Raw genomic sequence first — 21334 nt, 5'->3', positions numbered from 1 at the left:
TCTACCAACCCTACTTATGATGTTTGACAAAATTCCCGAAAATCTTTTTCTACTTGTTCAGAGTAGCTACGTGCATATTCTAAAATAGATTCACGCCATTTAGAAGAGTTAGCAAAATTAATTAAATCATCAGCAATAGCAGAACCTTGTCTACCACTGCTACGTAATTGGTCCCAAGCTGTCACCTCACCCATTGTTTGAATTAGCTTTTCTAAACGCCCCAATTTACCATTCCACCCATTTAAATTCACCTTATCTTCTGTTGGTTGTAATTCCCGCAAAACATAGGATTTATCACCATCAACAATCGCTTCCAACAATGCAGGTGGAGTTCCCTGTACCCGATTTTGAATAGCTACAACTCTTGCGGCTGGACTTTCCCATTCTGGCTGAGGTATTTTTAAATAAGGTTCTAATGAACTAGTTTTTGTTTCCTTAAAATCTAACAAATAATTGTGATCTGGAGAACCTTCACCCTCCACCAAAATTATATAGCGTTCTAAACCCAAACTACCAGTCCCAGCTATCCTGATTTGCACATCTAATATTTGATAAAAATCTTGATCTTGCTTGGTTGATTTATGCCAATATGTAATTAATGTTTTTACCTTTTCTTGCTGTTCTTCTGTCGCTTCAGCAATATGTTTATTATCGATAATTAAGCGCCGTTTACCTTTTTTTACTTTCGTACGCTGATCTAAAAATTCAGAACGTTTTCGGGATTTTAAGCTTTCCGATAAATCCTTAACTAAACCCTTAGCGGTTTCTTTCTCTACACTTCTTATCTGTCCTTTAGAAAGAGTTTCGCTGTAAGCATCTAGATAATGATTACTTAAATGCAATGCTTCTGTAGCATTTACTCCCAAAGCGTGACAACCAATTATTATACTAACTACAAATCTTACTATATCCCAGGTGCAAGGAGCAAGAACAGCTTCATCAAAATCATTCATATCGAAATAGACTAATCGGTTATCACCTTTGTAGCTACCAAAGTTTTCTAAATGTAAATCACCACAAATCCATACTGCTGGGGCTGTATTGAGTAATGAATCTTGAGGAAAGTCTTCATAAAATAAATGACAAGTTCCGCGATAAAATGTGAATACATCAGAACGCATATTCTGGTATTTTGATTTCAAAAATTCAGGGTTGCGTCCATTGTTGAATTGGTAGATTCTTTCGGTGATATTGTTAGACATGGCTTTAGATATTTCTGTATTAGTATTTAAATAATTCGTAATATTTCCTACGGAAACGCTACGCGAACGTAATTCGTAATATTTCCTACGGAAACGCTACACGAACGTAATTCGTAATATTTCCTACGGAAACGCTACGCGAACGTAATTCGTAATTCGTAATGGGGATTTAACCCGAACACAAAACTTACCAGTTATGGAACCAGGGAACTTGTTAAATACAATTAATAAACATACCTGACGATTATAGATTGCGGTGATACAAACTTAGTCTGCTTGGTAGAACTAATTGATTTATAAGGTACTATCATTAATCATACGACGAAGATCATCAAGAGGTGAATCTGGTTCTGTCATTATTAACATATCATTGTTAGCGTTAACTGTATCATCTTCAACATAAAATTCAACGCTGAGTTTAAATCGCAATTTACCTTTTTTCCAGTTTTGAGAACCTAGGTTTAAAATTTCGCAATCTATACCTTCATCACACAAAGTTTGATAAGATTTATTAATGTAAACTCCTCGTTCTTCTAAGGATTGATGCAACTGCTGTGCTAAATCAGAATCAGAATTAGATAGTTTATATAATGCTTGTCTAAGTTGAGTAACTCTATACATATATTCTTCAAATTCAACAACATCATTATCCTGACAATTTATTAACTTAAACTTATCTTCCATATCTATTTATTCCTTGACGTTATTTGCGACTTAGTGTGAAACAAAAATAATTAAACCACAGATAAATACTCACATTTACCTGTGATTAATCTTAAATTAAAATCAAACCTCGACTACTTCATCAGCAACAACCACATCATTAAAAGATATCACATCAATTATAGGCAAAAGATGTTCATATAACTGCATCGCTTGCAAACAATTGTTAATATCAGAAACAGCCCCATTATAATCCTCAATTTTTTGTTCAACAACACCCAATAACCGCTGATTATTGGCAATTTTTTCCGCAGCTTCCTGTTCTAAAGTAGCTTCTAAATAAGCCCGCGCATAGGGATACTGTTGCAAAATATGATCTGCTTGTTGTTCAGCCATTGGTAACAACTGAGTTTTGAGAGTTTGGTTAATAGTTTGACGGAAAGATTTGCGAATCGTATGAGAAACTTTCGGTTCAAAATCTAACTTTAATAATTGTCTAATTGCAGGTTCGGCTTCTACAACACTTTCTGCATCATAACCTTGGGAAGTTTGCTGTAAAGTTTGACGAAATTGATAGATAGAAAAAGTACCTTCATCATAAAATCTAGGACTTTCTCTCACAAATCTATCACACTCTATACTAGCAGCACTGACCAACACTTGAGTAACTTGTTTTTCTATCACCTTTACTTGTTGTTCAATTCCACCGTCATTCCCTAACAAACGGTACAATTGGCGATAATATTCTGACTTTTGAAGCTTATCAATTAACCGTTGGAATAGATTTGCAATTAATTGTTCACAAGACTCAATTAAAATATCTTCCAACTGATTGGCTAAGTAATAAAACGCCTCTACTAAAATAGCTAATAAAGGTGCAGTTGCATTGCGAGGATGACTGACAGTTGCACGTCGATAAGCATTAGCGACTGAGAATGTATCTAGTAACTCATCCAAACGGCGAATCATCCGAGTTTGTAATTGGCGAAAATCAGATTCAAACTCTTCACAGGAATTATTAATTAATCCATTAACTTCATCTGTTATGTGCTGACTAAAGTCTCTACCAACTTGCTGAAGTTGCTGATTTAGGCGTTGTAATTCCTGCGCCTTCATCGTTTCTATTTCTCGCGGTTGACTATCTAAATCTCGCTGCGAACTTTGATAATGTTTTTTCAGATTAATACAAATATCTTCCAAATCATCTGCAAGATTTTTAAACAATTGCGGACGCTTTTCTTCAGTTAAATAGCGAGTAATTGCTGTGCGGAATTCTTCAATACCGCTATCTTGAATTAGTTGATTAATAAGCAGTATTCCTTGTTCATCTAAAATGCGGACATAGTTTTCATTGGGAGTTTCAAAGCCATTAAGAGAAATTCGGAATTGACTTGGAGAAAGTTTTCCCGAACTAACACAATAGTTATTAAAAGCATAGACAAATTGAGGTATTTCTTCCCTCCCATCCAAACCTTTAACACTTTCTGCAAAAACCGAATCTAACCCAAATCTATCTAATCTATTTGTCTGTTTAATTTGACTTCCGTAAAATCCTAATAACCCGCTGGTTTTATAGACTCTTTTGCTATCACGAAATTGTCCATTAATTAAATCTTCTAATCGTTGTCTAAGTTGAGTGTTGTACCAAGTTTCATCAATGCGGTTGAAAATATAAAAAACGCGATCGCGTATTCCTGCATTTCCCCGCATCATTTCCAACAGTTCCGTTTCTTCCTTTGTCAAATCACCAGCAGCAGCAGGTTTGAGTACACACACTACCGCTGACGTATCTGAATCTTGAATTTTGTTGTAAGTTAATTGTGCATCTTTTTCTACTGGTGCATCGATTCCTGGGGTGTCAATAATGACATTTCCATCTTGTAAAAGAGGATGGTAGCAATAATATTCAATCCGTTTCAAAACCGCGCTGTTACTACCTCTGCGTGCATATCCAGCAGCTTCTTTGAGATTAGTAAAGTTAAATTGTTCCATTGAATATGTAGCATTATTAACTGTCTTAATGCGATCGCGGTTGGTTATATATCCTTCTAATAACAAAATTAATGCTTTTGCTTGTTTAGCCCGTTCCGATTTACTTTCTCCACCCTCTTGCTGAATAATTGCTTCACAACCTTGTCGCAGTAAATCAATCACATCCGATTGATTAATATTTGCAACTGTATTAAACCCTAATTCCTGACACAAAGAAATCGCTTGTTCTCGAATTTCTACTTCACTCAAAAACGTTAAAACTACTCTTTCTGCATCTGCTGGTGCATACTCAATTTTACATTCTGTTCCTGTGGCGTGTCCCTCTGCACTGTACAACAATTCTCTCTCTAATAGCGCATTAATTAACATCGACTTTCCCGCACTAAATGCACCAGCAAAGACAATTTCAAACTTCGGAGAAATCGCTTTATCTAAAGAAAGCTTGACAGATGTAATATCTTGGGAACGCAAAGATGGTTCTTGCTGTATAAGTTGTAAGATGGATTCAACGTGTACTGATAAATTTTTACACTGGGGCGGTAAATTTGACATCTTGAATAACTGAATTGTTAATGAATATTTTAATATTAATTTTCAGTATATTTATACCGTAAATTTACTGAGGTGTGATTTTTATAGATTTTTATAGATTTTTATAATTTTTAAGTCTGATGGCAAAAATATATTTGCTACTCAATCTGTAGCTCTAATTAAATATAGCTATCCTAGTTAAATAAATCATGAATATATATTATCTATAAATTTGTGGGTTATATAAACTAAATTTTTTTAACCTATTTCCTAGAAAAAGAGAGGCTTTGAATGTCACAAAAAAATGATAAAACTTGGTTTTTTATAATCAAAAAAATTATTGTTAACCAACATCATATTTTGAGAAAAAAGCAAAGTAATTCTCTTTTGATCATAAATTAGCGGGTTTAAATAGCTTTTCGTCGCCGAGTCTAAATCTCTGTTACAAAACTTAATTATGCCAATCATTTACTGGTGTCACTTATGGACAGTACCATGACAAATTATTTTCATACCTCTATCCTACTAAGGGCATACTTCTGCACGTAGATTGTGTTACCTTACTCTCAATGAGTTACTATCAAGAGTCTAAGTCCAGACTGTATTCCTTACGGGATGTTTAGGCATAAATATTTTGAATTTTGAATTTTGAATTATTTGACTGTCCAATCAAAATGCCTTCTTGGGGGACTTGAAAATCATATAAGGATACAAAAAGTTCAAATAGCGTAAAAACTCAGCTTGTGTTATTATCATCATTTATATATATGAAGTATCGTGACGGAGAGTATCTTCTTAGCAACTCGATATCAAGCCTCTGCTATCCACAAGAAAAAATTGGTCAGATTCTAGGAAAAAAATCTTCTTAAAACTGCCAAACTTTAGTAAGAAATGTTCTACCAAATCGAAGGTAAAGAGAGTTACAGTAGCAGGAAAGTTACCTCCATTTCGCTAATAGAAACAAAACTATCTGCGTACAAAGCTAATTTACTGGTGGTTGATGATCATCCAGACAATCTGCGTACACTATCTGCGATTTTGAGCCAGCAAGGGTACAAAGTCAGAAAAGCGATTAGCGGAGAAGTAGCTTTAGATACAGTTAAAATTGAAGCCCCTGATTTAATTCTGTTAGATATCAAAATGCCAACAATTGATGGCTACAGTGTGTGTTCGATTCTGAAGCAAAATCATGAAACTCGTCATATCCCGGTCATTTTCTTAAGTTCACTGGATGCCGTTGCTGATAAAGTTAAAGGATTTGAGGTAGGTGGTGTTGATTACATTACTAAACCTTTTCAAGCCGAAGAAGTATTAATCAGAGTTCAGCATCAATTAACTATTGTTAGACAAAGCCAGGAACTTTATCAACATAATCAGTTATTAAGCAAGGAAATTGAAGAGCGAAAACAAACTGAAGCAAAACTGCAACTGCTACTAAAAACTATCAATTTAGTTAATCAAGCCCCGAATTTAAATCATGCTTTGGATGCTGTGTTATGTGAAGTTTGCCAGGTAATTGGTTGGGACTATGGGGAGGCTTGGCTTACCAATTTAGATGGTACAGGATTGGAACTAGCTCAAGTTACCTATGATTCTCTTGATCAGCAATTGTACAACTTTCACAAAGCAAGTTCAAAATACATTTTTTCCTATGGAGTACAACTAATAGGCCAAGTTGGAGCCACTCAGCAACCACGATGGATTGAGGATATTTCACAGGTACAGAAAGATGAGTTTATCAGAGTTGAATCGGCCAACAAAGCCGGATTAAAAACTGCATTTGCAGTACCAATTAGCCTAGAAGGAGAAACACTTGTGGTGATGTGCTTTTTTAAGCGATCGCCTTTAGCCTATCATCCAAAACTTGTAGAGTTGGTAAATGCAGTGGCTATAGAATTGAGTGAATTCATTAGGCGCAAGCAGGCAGAAGAGGCTCTTAAACAAGCCAATAAAGAATTGCTGCGGTTAGCAAATTTAGATGGTTTAACACAAATTGCCAATCGTAGGTGTTTTGATCAATCACTTGCTCAAGAATGGCAAAGACTAAAAAGGGAAAAAGCACCCTTGTCATTACTTCTTGGGGATATCGATTATTTCAAATCCTACAATGACTATTATGGACATCTAGCCGGTGACGAATGCTTGCGACAAGTAGCAGAAGCGATCTCCAAAACCTGTGAACGTCCTGCGGATTTGGTAGCTCGCTATGGTGGGGAAGAATTTGTGATTTTACTGCCTAATACTGATTTGGACGGAGCAATTTATGTTAGCAAAAAAATTCAAGAAAACATAGACAAGTTAGCTATTCCTCATCAATTTTCCTCTACTCATCAAGTAACTTTGAGTATAGGCATTGCTAGTATAATTCCTCAAGGACAAACTCCACCCAAAGAGCTTATTGCTGCCGCAGATGAAGCACTTTATCAGGCAAAAGCCCAAGGACGTAACACCTACTGTGTATCTTCTTTTGTTTAATTAGTATTACAAAAGAAGGGAACAGGGAACAGGGAACAGGGAACAAATAAAAAACTTTAGTTCTGAGTTTAAAATTCAGTCAAAAAAAAGGATGTTTTTTGAGATGCGTAGCACGAAAAAAACAGTGTCATTATTTCAATCTCATGTTTTTAAACATGAGTTTTTTCTGTTAAGAGTTGCTTCCTGCTCCCTCTGAACGCATATAATTTCCCTATTACCTGTTTTTCTCAGGTACTGGTAATATTGCTATTTTAAGCTGCGAATATCTATGCATTACTATCGCTTTCCTCCACTTCCTCTTCGCACGGTTCTAACACTACCATTGATATTGCTATTGGTGATCACAGTCGGACTCACTAACTTTTTTTGTTTACATAAAAGTAACCAAGTTATAGAAAAAATCACACAGCAATTAATGGTTGAAGTTGGAAATCGCGTCCATCTTTATCTAGACAATTATCTGTTATTACCTCAACTGATTAATCAGATTAATGTTAATGAAGTTAAACATGGTGATCTTGATATTAATAATATGAATGCTATAGAACGGCATTTAATTGGGCAAACATACAACCTTGATCATATTGAAAATATTCTTTATGCTAACGAAAAGGGAAATTTTTTAATTGCTAGATCCACAGATGATAAACACGAAATTATTGTGACAGCTAGTCAGAATCTCAGAAAGTTTCAACAGTATACAGTTAATGACAAAGGTGAGCGTGTTAAATTACTAAAAGTGGGAGAATATCCACCCGATTGGGATATTAGACAGCGCCCTTGGTATAAATTAGCTAAACAGAGAAAAAAAGCAACTTGGAGTTTTGTTTATGCAGCTAGTGATAGCCGGGATTTAAAAATTAATGCAAGTTTACCAATCTATAATTCCTTAACTAAAAAACTGACTGGAGTATTTGGCATAAATTTATTCTTAAGAGAAATAGATACTTTTCTTAATCAGTTAAAAATAGGTCATTCAGGAATTGTATTTTTAACTGAAATGGATGGTTCACTAATTGCTAGTTCGACCGGAGAATTATCCTTTATTCAAACTAGTAGTGGTAAATTTGATAGACTTTTAGCAACACAAAGCCAACATCCACTAATTCAATCTAGTAGTCGATTAATAAAATCAAAAATGGGCGATTGGAGTCAGATAAATAAAATTCAAAATTGCCAGTTTACTGAAAATCAGCAAACATATTTATCTCAGATTCAACCTTATAAAAATAAGTATGGATTGAATTGGTTGATTGTGACAGTTGTGCCTAAATCTGATTTTATGAAGGATATCAATACCACAACTCAAAGCACTATTAATTTGGCAATATTGGCGGTGATGACAGCGATGGCGCTCACGTCTCTAATTACACGTTGGCTGGCCATTCCCATCCTAAATATTAGTGAGACTTCATCTTTAATGGCACAAGGCAATTTGCAGCAGCGAATACCACAAAATCAGCCTATACGAGAATTGGCTCGTATGGCACAATCTTTTAACGAGATGGCACAACAGTTAAGAGACTACTTTGAGCAAGTTCAAGTAAATATGTGGGAATTAGAAGGCAGATATACCACCATCTTTCGTAATAGCCCTGATCCTATTACCATTAACCTTTTAGAAGATGGACTTTGGATAGATGTTAACAATGCTTTTCTACAACTGGCTGGATATACCTATGATGAAATTATCGGTCAGACAGCAGCAGGAATGAATCTTTTGGTAAATCCTCAAGAGGTAGAAGCAATTTCCCAAACACTTAAAAAAACAGGATTTATACACAACCAAGAATTTCATTGGCGGATAAAATCTGGAGAAATTAAAATATGTCTTATTTCTTGTGAAATAATTGAATTAGATGGTAAACCCTGCGTTCTTTCCATTAGTAAAGAAATTACCGAATTGAAAAAAACACAAGCTGCTTTGCACGCTAGTAGAGATCGCTATCGTGCCATCGTTCAAGATCAAACAGAACTAATTATCCGCTATCAACCAGACGGCACTACAACCTTTGTAAACGATGCATTTTGTCGATATTTTGGGCGATTGCCAGATGATTTGTTGGAACATAATCTTTACTCCGTTGTTTTTGAAGAAGATAGAGAGTATGTCGCCCAACTTATCAACTCCATGAGTCGAGAAAATCCCACCGTAGTAATTGAAAATCGTGTCATTGCCGGTGAAGAAATTCGCTGGACTCAGTGGATTAACCTGATGATTTTTGATGAGCAAGAAGAGTTTGTAGAATTTCAAGGAGTTGGACGAGATATTAACCTTCGTAAACAAGCCGAAATAGAGCTTCAACAAGCAAAAGAAGCAGCCGTGGCCGCAAACCAGGCAAAAAGTATCTTCTTAGCAAACATGAGCCATGAATTGCGAACACCACTTAACGTCATCCTTGGCTTTACTCAAGTCATGAAAAGTGACATTTATCTCAGTCCAGAACAACAAGAAAATCTCCAAATTATTCATCGCAGCGGTCATCACCTACTTAACTTCATCAACGAAATTTTAGATTTATCCAAAATAGAAGCCGGACGCATGGTATTGAATGAAACTAGCTTTGACCTGATAGCGCTGTTACAATCCCTGCAAGAAATGTTCCGTTTGAAAGCCGCAGCTAAAAACTTACAACTTCATCTTCAACTAGCTTCAGAATTACCTCAGTACATCATCACCGATGCCAATAAACTGCGCCAAATACTGATTAACTTGCTTAATAATGCCATTAAGTTTACAGAGCGAGGTAGTGTCAGCCTACTTGTAGAAATAGGAAACAGCAAAATAGTTGATCATGGTGACAATGCCCCAATTTATCCCTCTAATCTGCATTTTCAACAAGATAAAACAGATCAGTCCCAAGGCTGTGAATCCCCTACTGAAACACCTGTGCGTCTCTTCTTTGCCGTCGAGGATACTGGTATTGGTATTGCAGCAGAAGAACTGAACACAATTTTTGATGCTTTTGTACAATCTCCGCGATCGCATAGCCATTCAAGCATAGGCACAACTTTTATAGAAGGAACTGGATTAGGACTCTCCATCAGCCACAAGTTTGTCAACTTAATGAATGGTAATCTTAGTGTTAGCAGTAATATCAATCAAGGCAGTACTTTCTATTTTGATATTCCAGTCCAATTAGGCACAGCAGAAGGAATTTCTCCTAACTTATACCCTGAAGAAAATTATCAGTTACCCATTGATAGCAATATTCAAGATCAGCCATCTAAAACCTTAATGTCTGAAAGCCTATCTCTTATGCCCTCAACTTGGCTAAATGAACTACACCAAGCCGCATTATGTTGTGATGAAGAAGAAGTACTAAATCTGATTAATCAAATTCCTCAAACAAAAACTGACTTGATTGCTGGTTTGAAAAATTTAGTCCGCAACTATCAGTTCCAAGTCATCTTGCAAATTTTGACATTCCCCAGTAGCCTAAATGATTGAAACTCTCAGGTCTTAATTAGCTGACATCATCATTAAAAAGACCCCCGGTTGTAGTCCGAGGGATTCTGCAAGTCGGAATTATCGCACAAAGACATTCGCGGCTCTAGAATAGCAATGCCACAATTAGAAACTCTGCCAAATTGCCAAAAATAAAAAAATGCCAGAACTTTACCCACTGATCAAACCTTACCACCAAGATTATTTACAGGTTTCAGACTTACACTCAATTCATTTTCAAGAATCAGGTAATCCCCAAGGAAAACCAATAGTATTACTACATGGCGGACCAGGTGGTGGTTGTTCACCCTTTTATCGGCAATATTTTCACCCAGAAAAATGGCGTTTAGTAATGTTTGATCAACGTGGTTGTGGTCAAAGTCAGCCTCATGCTGAATTGCAAGAAAATACAACTTGGGATTTAGTCAGCGATATTGAAAAATTACGGAAACATTTAGGAATAGAACAATGGGTTGTATTTGGTGGAAGTTGGGGAAGTACGTTGTCATTAGCTTATAGTCAAAGTCATCCTTCTCGCTGTACAGGATTAATTTTGCGGGGCATTTTTATGTTAAGACAAAAGGAGTTATCCTGGTTTTATCAAGAAGGTGCTAGTTATATTTTTCCTGATGCCTGGGAAGAATACATTAAACCCATTCCTGTTAATGAACGGGAAGATATGATTACAGCTTATTACAAACGTTTGACTAGCCCAAATTTACAAATTCAACTAGAAGCAGCCCGTGCTTGGTCAATTTGGGAAGGTAGTACAAGTAAACTTTTTATAGATCCAGAACTTAAGCAAACGTTCGGTAATGATGAATTTGCTGCGGCTTTTGCAAGAATTGAATGCCATTATTTTATTAATAAGGGATTTTTTGAACAAGAAAATCAACTACTTTTAAATGTTGACCGCATCCGCCACATTCCTGCTGTAATTGTCCAAGGACGCTATGACGTAGTTTGTCCGATGATATCAGCTTGGGAATTACATCAAGCCTGGAAAAAAGCAGAATTTATCGTTGTTCCTGATGCGGGACATTCCATGAGTGAACCAGGAATTCGTAATGCTTTAATTGCAGCTACAGATAAATTTGCAGAGTTTTAAGATATAGCAGATAACAGGAAGTGACCGGTGACAGTCTGAAAAGTCTTTTGGTGTCCTAACTGCCCTGTTTGTTGCTATATCAAAATATCACAATAGTAAAATTTTTGAATAGTTTCACCGATAGTTAAAAGTATCCTAGAATCTGGTTACAGATGATTGCTTCAATTGATCATCAGTATTTGTAACTCATCCCCAAAATTCGAGATGCCAAATGTCAGCTAAAAACATCATTTTTGTCGGCTTGTTACTTTTTATTCCCATTTCCCTCGCCGCTCACTTTCTAGAATGGGGAGACTTAATCGTTTTCATCACCGCTGGATTAGCAATTCTCCCCCTTGCTGGTTGGATGGGTACAGCCACAGAAGAAATTGCTGTAGTCGTGGGACCTTCCTTGGGGGGTTTGTTGAATGCGACCTTTGGTAACGCTACCGAATTGATTATTGCATTGGTAGCCCTGAATGCTGGGCTAATAGATGTAGTTAAAGCCAGTATCACCGGATCGATTATCAGTAACTTACTCCTAGTCATGGGTTTTTCCATGCTGTTAGGCGGACTCCGTTACAAAGAACAAACATTCCAATCGGTTGTGGCGCGGGTAAATGCTTCATCAATGAATTTGGCAGTTATTGCCATTCTATTACCAACAGCGATGAATTACACTTCTGTGGGCATTAGTGAAATAACATTGCAAAATCTTTCCCTTGCTGTTGCTCTGGTCTTAATTCTAGTTTACGCCTTAACTCTGTTATTTTCTATGAAAACCCACGCCTATTTATATGATGTGGGTGTAGCAGAAATAGAAGCACCAGAAGCAGAAGTTACTCATGAAAAACCAAATCTTTGGCTTTGGACGGCTGTACTGCTAGTATGTACCTTGCTAGTAGCTTTAGAGTCAGAATTGCTGGTTGATACTTTAGAAGTAGCCACATCTAAGTTAGGTTTGACGGCATTATTTACAGGGGTAATTTTGCTTCCCATCGTCGGTAACGCTGCTGAACACGCTACAGCCGTCACTGTGGCTATGAAAAATAAAATGGATCTTTCTCTATCTGTAGCTGTGGGATCAAGTATGCAGATAGCCTTATTTGTTGCCCCTGTTTTAGTGATTGCTGGGCGTTTCATGGGTCAACCTATGGATTTGGATTTCAATCCCTTTGAATTAGTGGCGGTGGTTGTATCGGTGTTAATTGCCAATAGCATTAGTTCTGATGGTAAATCTAATTGGTTGGAAGGAACTTTGCTTTTAGCGGCTTATACGGTTCTAGGTTTCGCTTTCTATTTCCATCCAGTTTAGCTTAGTAATTTAGCGATCGCCTCCAATATCTCGTAAAAAATGGCGATCGCTAAGTTGGCGAAAAAATCAACTTATGTTACATAAAGTAACAAATGTTGAAACCACACCGTAGTTAAGGCTGTTTCTCAAAACTTTTAATTATTTAGGCTTGTATTGTATCGATTCAAATACCATTGCTATAGTGCAACTTTGTTTGTCAAAAATAAATATGGATTTAGGAAAATTTTGATGTGATTTTCCCTGACAAAATAAATGTCTGAATTATGACTTAATTAGGCAATATTTATGCATTTAAAATCCAGTAAGATAAAAAACACAAGTATTTGAAACTATTGAATCAGTTCGGTCGCTATAAAACCCAATACATATCTCTGAAACAGAATAACTGCCTGTCATTATCAACGGAGACTCAATATTTCATCCAATTTATAATCGATATTTTTGTAATTTAAGCAACTTCTGACTGCGTAAATTATTTTCTTCATCTAGAGTCATACTTTCACTCTCTTTCTTTGTCTACTCCTGGTTTATCCTTATAGGTGCAAGATATGAGATGAACTACAATGACTGAAATTGGCCTGCTGATAACGGGCGTGTTTAACACCACACAACCAACCTTACCTCCTTTGCCGGAGCAGCGACCATTTCATCTGGAAAATGGCGTTCATAAATCAGCAAATAGTCAGTTATCTCAGTTAGTTCCCACTCCTCAAATCACGCCACCTGAATTTATAGAGACAAATGCAAGGAAGAAGCCTAAAATATCAGCACTCACTTTCAATCGAGAAAAGATACTCAAGCAACTCAGACAAAAGCACCTGTCCATAGATTCCTTGACGGTAGGTGACTCCCTGGATATTTCAACAATGGGGAAGGAAGGTGTAAAGTTATCACGATACCAAGCCTATAATCGGCCAGCCATGCCGATTTTGTATTTTGGTAATTCTGGTATGTCGGTGAGAATCTTGCAACGGCTGTTAGTTTCCAACGGCTATGGTGTCCGTATCGATGGGATTTTTGGACCCCTGACAGAGACAGCGATTAAAGCCTTTCAAAATCAGCGCAATTTAATGGTAGATGGTGTAGTCGGTCAAAAAACTTGGTGGGAATTAACAATTTAATTACTAGGGCAGGTGTAGCGCCTGTCCCGGTTAATTCGTAATTAAGTTTTGACACAGGGATTTAGACCCTGTCGTAAAATTCACTTCTTGATAATTGTGGGGTCAATTAGACGCATAGGAATTATTAAAATAATAGGGCGAACGATGGGAATTGAACCCACGAATGGTGGTACCACAAACCACTGCCTTAACCACTTGGCTACGCTCGCCATTCACTATCTGACTATAGCACGAGTTTAGAAAAATTATCCACATTTTTTCCAGAACTTTTTCAATTTACTTGTAGTCTTGACAGTGTAAGGACTATATCAGATTGAAAACATATGAAAGCTTGGACGATGATTGCATCTGTAGGAGCCGCAGGAATCGCTGTTTTGGGAGTGACAATGGCGAATACAAATCCTGAACAGGCTGAATATGAAGAGTATGCAGTACAACGCTTGACTACTTACTTAAAAGCCGATGTTTGCAAAAAAACACCGAATTTCTTGCAAAATATCATCCAAGTCAATTGCAATAAATTGGTTGATTCAGCTAATCCCCAAATTCGAGACATTATCAGTGCAACTACAGCTAGACAGAATTATGCTATTTTTAGCGTCTATAAGACTGAACTAAAAATTGACAATTTATTACCTAACTATAAATTTGAGACTGTAGGTGCATTTGATAACTTTTATACTTACAAAGCTGAAAAGCAATAAGTCAAACAAATTTAGATTTTGGATTTTAGATTGGTTCTCGCGTTTAAACTTGGGAGCTTATCTACAAGATGCTGCGTTCATATATATGTTTAATTTTTAATTTTAAAAATTCATTAAACTTCTTTTTTGGCGAACCAAAGTAGTGATATTTGGGAATACTGAATAAATATATCTAGAAAATCTCTACATTGTGATGAGTTTCTGTACTGCTTGTCTGTACCCGAAAAATCCAGAGACTGCTCAATTTTGTCTTAAATGTGGTAAGTCTTTATTACTTAAAGAGCGTTATCGCCCGCTTTATCCTATTGGAAGAGGTGGTTTTGGCATAACTTTTTTGGCTGTGGATGAACACATCCCCTCCCGACCTTTTTGTGTGATTAAACAACTTTATTTTTTAGATGCTGATACCTCCAGCTTTAATAAAGCAGCAGAATTATTTCGTCAGGAAGCAGTCCGATTAGATGAGTTACAACATCCCCAAATTCCACAGTTGCTGGCACATTTTGAACAAGATCATCAGTTGTATTTGGTGCAGGAATTAATTACCGGACAGACATTAGCACAGGAATTACAACAGCAAGGTGTATTTAGTGAAGCACATATTTGGCAATTGCTCCAAGATTTATTACCCGTACTGCAATTTATTCATTCTCGACAAGTGATTCACCGGGATATTAAGCCAGCAAATATCATGCGAAAACGCATTCTGGAGAATTTAGGATCGATTGATATTGCCGTTCCTCAACAAATTTCTGAAACTGCAATATTTAATCAAGGCTCTACTATGACTGTTGGTAACATGGAATCTTTATTTCGTAAACCAAAGCGAGGTAAAGCAGTATCCAATAGTCAGATTCAGCCAGCAAATACTATAGAACTTTCTACCGGGAATTTAGTTTTGATTGATTTTGGCGTTGCTAAACAAATCACCGCTACAGCTTTGGTAAATACTGGGACAACAGTAGGTAGTGCTGAATATATGGCTCCTGAACAAATGCGCGGTAAAGCCTTACCAGCGAGTGACCTCTATAGTTTGGGAGTAAGTTGTATTTACTTATTAACGGGTATTTCTCCCTTTGATTTATTTGATGTTACTAGCGATCGCTGGGTATGGCGAGATTATTTACTTCTTGGCAATACTGTTACAGAAAATTTGGGGGCAATTCTCGATAAACTCCTGCAAAATGCCCTTCCCCAACGCTACCAATCTGCTACTGAAGTTCTAGCAGCAATTAATACAAAATCAAAACCAGTTAAGCAACAGCCAGTTAATACCCTATATTCAGATGCAGGAGTTGATTACAAGCGCTTACGCAATTTACTCGCTACTAGGCAATGGCAACAAGCAGACCAAGAAACCTGGATAGTGATGTGTCAAGCTTTATCTAAACCAGTTGGTAGCTATTTATTTAATAGTGATTTAGAAAATTTTCCTGGTGAAGATTTACAGATAATTGATCAATTATGGAAAAAATACAGCCAAGGGCATTTTGGTTTCACTGTGCAAACACAAATTTACCTAAGTTGCGGTAGCGACTATGGGCAGTTTTGCGCCACTGTTGGTTGGAATTTGACTAAATCTAATTCTCCTCCTCACAATTTCTGGTTTCTTTGGTCAGTACCTAAAGGAAACTTACCTTCTCACTCTTGGGCTGGTGGAACTCAATTGTGGAAACACATGAATGCTTTAACCACAAAGCTATTCGGTAATTCGTAATTTTTCAGAGTCTTAATTTAAGATTAGATATCATGATTTGGGCTAGGTTTTTGCTGCCACTGTTTGAGGATTAGTGCTGACCAGAAAATAAATCCTAATATCGCTAAACCAGTTAACCCATCAGTCAAGATCAAGAGATGCATCTTTGCTGAAAATTGGGACATAGTTCCAAAAAGATAATGTCCTGGGCTTGCTAAACCTGTGAATGAGTAGACCAGCAAACAGCTATAAGAAAGCCAATATTTTCGATATTTATACAACCAATAACCAGTAATTCCTATAACTGTCAAAATGAGCCAAGATTGATAAATTGAAGCGGCAGTAATCCAGGCTGGTTGTGGATATTGCTTAATGAAAAGATAATTATCTGTGAAGTGAATACTTGTGAAAATTATGCTGGCAATTAGCAGAATTTTCAATAACCGCTGACGTTTGAGTTCAAGATTCATAATCAGATTTTCTGAAATTGAATAGATTTAAATACACACTAATTTTATGATGCTTGATTTGGCTGAATTCGAGTGAAGACAAGAAACAATCATCATTTTTTTACGGCGCAGAAACTAGAGAATTAGCGCCTTGAGCATCTACCTTTGAATGTACATAAGGCAAGAATAAAGAACGTTCCTCTGGACTTAACCGCCTTGGGCGCATTGTTTCTTTATCAAGAAATAATCCTTTTTGCCATCCTTCTGCTGCTAATATTTTTTGTTCGTTATAGAAACAAAACTGCATAATAGCGGAGGCATTTTTTAGTTCCGAGATCCACATTTCTGCTTGTACACGTTCGCCCAAATAAAGCGGTAATTTGTAGGTAATGTTGGTTTGAACTAAAACCGGAGCAAACCCTTGCTGAAAAATTTTATGTGTTGGCATCTCAACGGCTTCTAGCAGTTTTGTTCGTCCAATTTCCATCCACTGAATATAAACAATGTTGTTAACATGACCAATAAAATCGATGTGGAAAGAATACACCTCTAACTCAAAGGTAATTTTTTGCATTTTCAGTCTTTTAAGTCACCGAACAGTGACATAGTATCATAGTCACCAGTTGGTGACAAGTAGATGAGAATGATTTATGGCGCGAGATAAAGAAGAGACGAAAGCACGAATTCTATCTGCGGTTGGTAAACTTTTGGCAGAATCAGGCTTTAAGCAACTGGGGGTGAATGCGATCGCTCGTGAAGCGGGGGTTGATAAGGTTTTGATTTATCGATATTTTGAGAATTTGCCCTCATTGCTAAAAACCTTTGGACAGGAAGGTAACTACTGGATTACGGTGGAAGAATTAATTGGAGATCAAACAGTCGTTGATGATAAATCACTGACTGACTCGATGGTTTTGCTGCTAACGCACTTCCTGTCTGACTTGCAAGAACGACCCATTACCCAAGAAATTATGCGCTGGGAATTGCTGGAAGGTAATGAGTTAACCCAGGAGTTGGCAACAGTGCGAGATCAGGTTGCAATTGAAACTTTGGAATTTCTGAAGCAAAAGTATTCCTTCCCCCCAGATCAAGATATCCCTGCCATCAGTGCGGTTTTGATTGCGGGAATTGTTTATCTAGTTCTCCGCACCAAAGTCAACGACACATTTTTAGGAATTGATTTCAGTTCACCCAGCGGATGGCAACGGATTGAAGGAGCGATCGCATCTCTACTTGGGGCAATTGTGGAAAATGATGGATAAATGTTGTGGCTCGGAACTTTTTTCATGGCTGCTCATTTAACCAGGTTAAAATTTGCTTAATATTCAGTACTAAATTTGCACCTATGCCTTCTGCCTATCTTTTGGTATCTCACGGAAGTCGTGATCCACGTCCAGACATTGCTATGCAGGAACTTGCCCAGCTTGTGAGTCAGAAGTTACCAAGTAGTGAAAATTTAGTAGGGACAGCGACATTAGAAGTAAATGAGCAACCTTTACACCAGCAGATTCTAGATTTCGCTGAAAGTGCTTTGGACTGTGGGTGCAACTGCCTGAAAATTGTACCGTTATTTCTTTTGCCGGGAGTTCATGTGATGACCGATATTCCCGCAGAAATAGCACTGGCAGAAAAGGAACTGGGTCAAGATATGATCATTGACCTAAAACCATATTTAGGCAGTCATCCCAATTTAGAGAAATTGCTGAAACCGACAATAGCTAACATCAAAGTAGAGGCATCAATTTTGTTATCTCATGGTAGCCGTCGTTCTGGTTCCCAACAGCCTGTAGAAAATATGGCGGCGAGTTTGGGAGCAATAGCTGCTTATTGGTCCGTACTGCCGAATTTAGAATCAAGAGTGAAAGAATTAGTCGCTGGTGGTTATAGACAAATTGCGATTCTGCCATACTTTTTATTTACTGGAGGCATAACCGATGCGATCGCTAAATCAGTAGAAGCGCTAAAATTACAATTTCCAGAGGTGACATTTCAATTAGTTCAGCCTTTAGGAGTAAGTGCGGAACTAGCTGATTTAATTTGCAATTTATCAAAACAAGAGGAAAAAGTTTTTGGGTAAGGTTTATTTAGTCGGTGCAGGTCCTGGTGATCCCGGACTCATGACTTTAAAAGGAAAAGCCCTGTTGCAATGTGCAGATGTTGTTATTTATGATGCCTTGGTAAGTCCCCAAATTCTGGAGATGATCAATCCCCAAGCCGAGCAAATTAACGCAGGTAAGCGGATGGGGAGACATTCACTGTTGCAGGAAGAAACTAGTCAACTGCTGATTGAAAAAGCTGAGGATCATGCCATTGTCGTGCGCTTGAAAGGTGGCGATCCCTTTATCTTTGGGCGGGGTGGCGAGGAAATGGCAGAATTGGTAGCAGCCGGAATTGCTGTGGAAGTTGTGTCAGGGATCACAGCCGGAATTGCGGCCGCAGCTTATGCTGGTATTCCCTTGACTCATCGTCTGTATAGTTCATCAGTGACATTTGTAACGGGTCACGAGTCTGCGGGTAAATATCGACCGGCAATTAACTGGCAAGCGATCGCGCAAGGTTCAGAAACAATTGTGATTTATATGGGTATCCACAATCTACCTTATATCGTGGAGCAGTTAACATTGGCTGGATTAAGTGTAGAGACAGCGATTGCTTTGGTCCGATGGGGTACTCGTCCAGAACAAGAAGAATTAATTGGTGAATTAGGAACAATTGTTGAGCAAGTAGAAGAGACTGGTTTTAGCGCCCCTGCGATCGCAGTAATTGGAGCGGTTGTGAAGATGCACAGCATTTTAGCTGAATGTCGTCCAGTGCAATCTTGACTGTGAGGGTTTTAAACCATGTGCTGAAAAATGATTTTTAGTAAGTCACCTTGATTAACAGGCTTAGTCATGCAACCGGAAGCTCTGACCAGTTTGGCTTTAGCTCTATCTATCAAACTAGGTTTCTCTGTCACCATAATCACAGGTGTATTTCTAAAGGATGCCTGTTTCCTTAATAAAGAACACACTTCATACCCATCTAAATTAGGCATTGTCACATCCAGCAAAATCATATCTGGTTTGACACGGAAAATTTCCATTAAAGCTTTTAAAGAATCGGTAACACCAATAACAGAAAATATTTGTTCATCTAAAAAACCTCTAATGGCATTTAAAACCATTGGACTATCATCTACACAAAAAATGGTGTAGTTTCGCTTGTCAGTAGGTCGTGAGTAATTTTGCTTGTTTCTGTCCCCAGAGACTTGTCTATTACTGATGGGGGGTAATTTTATTTCTGTTGCGGTGCGTGTCTTGGACTGATTATGTTGCCAAAACTGCTCCCGCGAAATTTTTACACCCGCTTCACACTTTTCAACTAATAAGCGCAAGTTCAAATGGCAAAACTTGGGGAGATCATCCAGAAAACTCTCAGGGATAAATTCATAACTCCCTTCTTCTATTTTCAGAAATGAATCTAGAAATTCTAGGGATAATTGCTCAATTAGCATTGCGGCTTGTAAAGAGCTAAGATATTTCTCGTTAACTAACCAGCAAATAGCTAAATAATCTGGATTCGGTATCGATTGATTTTCTACACCTCTTTCAAAGATTGTCTGTAACTGCTCATTAATTTCTCTCGGTAGAGTAGAGTCTTGTTGACTTAACCGCTGCAAGTTTCTATATAGCGGCTCAAACATTTGTTCTGAGTAACAAGCATAAATCAGCTTGCCCTCTTGTACATATATTGACCAAGCCCCAGAAGTGCTAAATACTTGTAGACAACCAGTCACAGACTTACTGGTGATTTTTTTTAACAGAGATAGGGGTTGTAGCTTTTGGAAAAATCTGTATCTACTAATAGGAAGCGTTTTCATTAGCACGGCTCTAAGATCAAATAAAAATTTTTAACTACAATTTGTGAATCACCCGTTGGGGATTCACACCGGTCTAAAGTGGACGTACTGCCAAATCAAGATAACGGTTTACATTGGGGTGAGTATAGCAAGTCCTGATCCAGATCACACAATACCCAACACCCCACACCCCACACCAAACTTGCCAAGCCAAAAATCGAATAGGAGTTTTTTATCAGTTTGATGACGGGTTCGACTTTTCTACAAAGAAGGTGGTGGTTTTCTATTCCCTAGCATCAGCCTGATAACTGTTTAATTTTCTCTGTTTACTGATTTAAACTTCCGAATTTTTGCCTGGGAATGAACATCTCACAGCCTTTTTGCGGGTTTGCAGAACGAAAAATGGTCATAAGCGATAAAAATCACGCCTTTAAGATTCCAGAACTATCTTATTTAGTCTTTGTTGGCAGTGCCGTCTCATTTACGTAAGAAATACCTAAAAAATAGCGACTTTTAGCTAAATAGTAGATGCTCAGTCATGACTTACTAAACTTTAGGTTACTCTAGATTTATCAGAGAAATAAAAAAGTATTTTAAAACTATTGTGAAAACTTGAAGTTAATAAAAAAACTCCAACTTTTATGATGATTCAATTTCACTGGTAGTCCATTCTAGAAGGGTTTACGTCCTTGCCAATAATATGAATTAAATGACACAAAATCAATTAAGAGAATATATTTATTGTCTATTTTTAGACAAAATCTCATTAAATTCTTTGAAAAAAAGCATGATTTCGTAGTAAGCTGTTTTACC

At 37.3% G+C, this 21334-nt stretch carries 16 protein-coding genes and 1 tRNA gene; 10 read left to right on the top strand and 7 right to left on the bottom strand.

The genetic code is table 11. The annotated features are described in order from the left end of the window. Positions 1–14 precede the first annotated feature (14 nt). The 3 genes from ANA7108_RS0108670 to ANA7108_RS0108660 all read right to left on the bottom strand — a co-directional run bounded on the left by ANA7108_RS0108670 (position 15) and on the right by ANA7108_RS0108660 (position 4409). Positions 15–1202: a DUF2252 domain-containing protein gene (locus ANA7108_RS0108670; protein ID WP_016950385.1), complete on the bottom strand. Its 1188-nt coding sequence runs from the start codon at positions 1200–1202 to the stop codon at positions 15–17. Between the two features lie 294 nt (positions 1203–1496). After that, positions 1497–1886, bottom strand: coding sequence for a KGK domain-containing protein (locus ANA7108_RS0108665; RefSeq protein ID WP_016950384.1), 390 nt, complete (start codon positions 1884–1886; stop codon positions 1497–1499). 102 nt (positions 1887–1988) lie between these two features. After that, positions 1989–4409, bottom strand: coding sequence for a dynamin-like GTPase family protein (locus ANA7108_RS0108660; protein ID WP_016950383.1), 2421 nt, complete (start codon positions 4407–4409; stop codon positions 1989–1991). Positions 4410–5279: 870 nt separating this feature from the next. Between ANA7108_RS0108660 and ANA7108_RS0108655 the strand changes: the two genes are divergently transcribed. The 5 genes from ANA7108_RS0108655 (at position 5280) to ANA7108_RS0108635 (ending at position 13834) form a co-directional block, all read left to right on the top strand. Then, a complete protein-coding gene (locus ANA7108_RS0108655; RefSeq protein WP_016950382.1) occupies positions 5280–6863 on the top strand; it encodes a diguanylate cyclase domain-containing protein in 1584 nt (527 codons plus the stop codon). Between the two features lie 268 nt (positions 6864–7131). Next, entirely contained in the window at positions 7132–10314 is a 3183-nt protein-coding gene (locus ANA7108_RS0108650; protein ID WP_016950381.1) for a PAS domain S-box protein, read from the top strand. Positions 10315–10471: 157 nt separating this feature from the next. Continuing rightward, positions 10472–11419, top strand: coding sequence for a prolyl aminopeptidase (gene pip, locus ANA7108_RS0108645; RefSeq protein WP_016950380.1), 948 nt, complete (start codon positions 10472–10474; stop codon positions 11417–11419). Positions 11420–11630: 211 nt separating this feature from the next. Further along, positions 11631–12713 carry a calcium/proton exchanger gene (gene cax / locus ANA7108_RS0108640; RefSeq protein ID WP_016950379.1) on the top strand — a complete coding sequence of 361 codons (1083 nt, stop codon included), beginning with the start codon at positions 11631–11633 and terminating at the stop codon, positions 12711–12713. A gap of 563 nt (positions 12714–13276) precedes the next feature. Continuing rightward, complete coding sequence (locus ANA7108_RS0108635) at positions 13277–13834, top strand: peptidoglycan-binding protein (RefSeq protein ID WP_016950378.1); 558 nt, start codon at positions 13277–13279, stop codon at positions 13832–13834. Positions 13835–13970: 136 nt separating this feature from the next. On the opposite strand, the gene ANA7108_RS0108630 is transcribed toward ANA7108_RS0108635, so the two are convergent. Further along, a tRNA-His gene (locus ANA7108_RS0108630) sits at positions 13971–14043 on the bottom strand. Positions 14044–14157: 114 nt separating this feature from the next. On the opposite strand from ANA7108_RS0108630, the gene ANA7108_RS0108625 reads away from it, so the two are divergent. Beyond that, positions 14158–14538: a DUF4359 domain-containing protein gene (locus ANA7108_RS0108625; RefSeq protein WP_016950377.1), complete on the top strand. Its 381-nt coding sequence runs from the start codon at positions 14158–14160 to the stop codon at positions 14536–14538. A 193-nt stretch (positions 14539–14731) separates the two neighbouring features. Further along, positions 14732–16255 carry a serine/threonine-protein kinase gene (locus ANA7108_RS0108620; RefSeq protein ID WP_016950376.1) on the top strand — a complete coding sequence of 508 codons (1524 nt, stop codon included), beginning with the start codon at positions 14732–14734 and terminating at the stop codon, positions 16253–16255. Between the two features lie 23 nt (positions 16256–16278). Here the strand turns inward: ANA7108_RS0108620 and ANA7108_RS0108615 are convergent, their stop codons facing one another. Together ANA7108_RS0108615 and ANA7108_RS0108610 are read right to left on the bottom strand one after the other, a co-directional pair. Continuing rightward, positions 16279–16704, bottom strand: a complete 426-nt coding sequence (locus tag ANA7108_RS0108615; protein WP_016950375.1) for a hypothetical protein — start codon at positions 16702–16704, stop codon at positions 16279–16281. 100 nt (positions 16705–16804) lie between these two features. Further along, positions 16805–17257, bottom strand: coding sequence for a thioesterase family protein (locus ANA7108_RS0108610; protein WP_016950374.1), 453 nt, complete (start codon positions 17255–17257; stop codon positions 16805–16807). A gap of 76 nt (positions 17258–17333) precedes the next feature. Here ANA7108_RS0108610 and ANA7108_RS0108605 point away from each other — a divergent pair, with 76 nt between their 5' ends. From ANA7108_RS0108605 to cobA, 3 genes are all read left to right on the top strand, one after another. Further along, positions 17334–17945, top strand: coding sequence for a TetR/AcrR family transcriptional regulator (locus tag ANA7108_RS0108605; protein ID WP_016950373.1), 612 nt, complete (start codon positions 17334–17336; stop codon positions 17943–17945). A gap of 83 nt (positions 17946–18028) precedes the next feature. Continuing rightward, positions 18029–18760 carry a sirohydrochlorin chelatase gene (locus tag ANA7108_RS0108600; RefSeq protein ID WP_016950372.1) on the top strand — a complete coding sequence of 244 codons (732 nt, stop codon included), beginning with the start codon at positions 18029–18031 and terminating at the stop codon, positions 18758–18760. Next, positions 18753–19505, top strand: coding sequence for a uroporphyrinogen-III C-methyltransferase (cobA, locus tag ANA7108_RS0108595; protein ID WP_016950371.1), 753 nt, complete (start codon positions 18753–18755; stop codon positions 19503–19505). Before ANA7108_RS0108600 ends, cobA begins: the two co-directional genes overlap by 8 nt. 11 nt (positions 19506–19516) lie before the next feature. On the opposite strand, the gene ANA7108_RS0108590 is transcribed toward cobA, so the two are convergent. Beyond that, complete coding sequence (locus ANA7108_RS0108590; protein ID WP_016950370.1) at positions 19517–20542, bottom strand: response regulator; 1026 nt, start codon at positions 20540–20542, stop codon at positions 19517–19519. Between the last annotated feature and the right edge of the window lie 792 nt (positions 20543–21334).

The organism is Anabaena sp. PCC 7108 (genome assembly GCF_000332135.1).
In the GTDB taxonomy this organism is placed as follows: domain Bacteria; phylum Cyanobacteriota; class Cyanobacteriia; order Cyanobacteriales; family Nostocaceae; genus Anabaena.
This window is presented reverse-complemented; position numbering and strand designations above follow the sequence as displayed.

Excerpts from the sequence above, each read along its gene's own strand:
- ANA7108_RS0108610 (WP_016950374.1), bottom strand. The coding sequence starts at position 17,257 with ATGCAAAAAATTACCTTTGAGTTAGAGGTGTATTCTTTCCACATCGAT.
- ANA7108_RS0108605 (WP_016950373.1), top strand. The coding sequence starts at position 17,334 with ATGGCGCGAGATAAAGAAGAGACGAAAGCACGAATTCTATCTGCGGTT.
- ANA7108_RS0108620 (WP_016950376.1), top strand. The coding sequence starts at position 14,732 with ATGAGTTTCTGTACTGCTTGTCTGTACCCGAAAAATCCAGAGACTGCT.
- ANA7108_RS0108655 (WP_016950382.1), top strand. The coding sequence starts at position 5,280 with ATGTTCTACCAAATCGAAGGTAAAGAGAGTTACAGTAGCAGGAAAGTT.
- ANA7108_RS0108625 (WP_016950377.1), top strand. The coding sequence starts at position 14,158 with ATGAAAGCTTGGACGATGATTGCATCTGTAGGAGCCGCAGGAATCGCT.
- ANA7108_RS0108635 (WP_016950378.1), top strand. The coding sequence starts at position 13,277 with ATGACTGAAATTGGCCTGCTGATAACGGGCGTGTTTAACACCACACAA.
- ANA7108_RS0108590 (WP_016950370.1), bottom strand. The coding sequence starts at position 20,542 with ATGAAAACGCTTCCTATTAGTAGATACAGATTTTTCCAAAAGCTACAA.
- ANA7108_RS0108670 (WP_016950385.1), bottom strand. The coding sequence starts at position 1,202 with ATGTCTAACAATATCACCGAAAGAATCTACCAATTCAACAATGGACGC.
- pip (WP_016950380.1), top strand. The coding sequence starts at position 10,472 with ATGCCAGAACTTTACCCACTGATCAAACCTTACCACCAAGATTATTTA.
- ANA7108_RS0108665 (WP_016950384.1), bottom strand. The coding sequence starts at position 1,886 with ATGGAAGATAAGTTTAAGTTAATAAATTGTCAGGATAATGATGTTGTT.
- ANA7108_RS0108660 (WP_016950383.1), bottom strand. The coding sequence starts at position 4,409 with ATGTCAAATTTACCGCCCCAGTGTAAAAATTTATCAGTACACGTTGAA.
- cax (WP_016950379.1), top strand. The coding sequence starts at position 11,631 with ATGTCAGCTAAAAACATCATTTTTGTCGGCTTGTTACTTTTTATTCCC.
- ANA7108_RS0108600 (WP_016950372.1), top strand. The coding sequence starts at position 18,029 with ATGCCTTCTGCCTATCTTTTGGTATCTCACGGAAGTCGTGATCCACGT.
- ANA7108_RS0108650 (WP_016950381.1), top strand. The coding sequence starts at position 7,132 with ATGCATTACTATCGCTTTCCTCCACTTCCTCTTCGCACGGTTCTAACA.
- ANA7108_RS0108615 (WP_016950375.1), bottom strand. The coding sequence starts at position 16,704 with ATGAATCTTGAACTCAAACGTCAGCGGTTATTGAAAATTCTGCTAATT.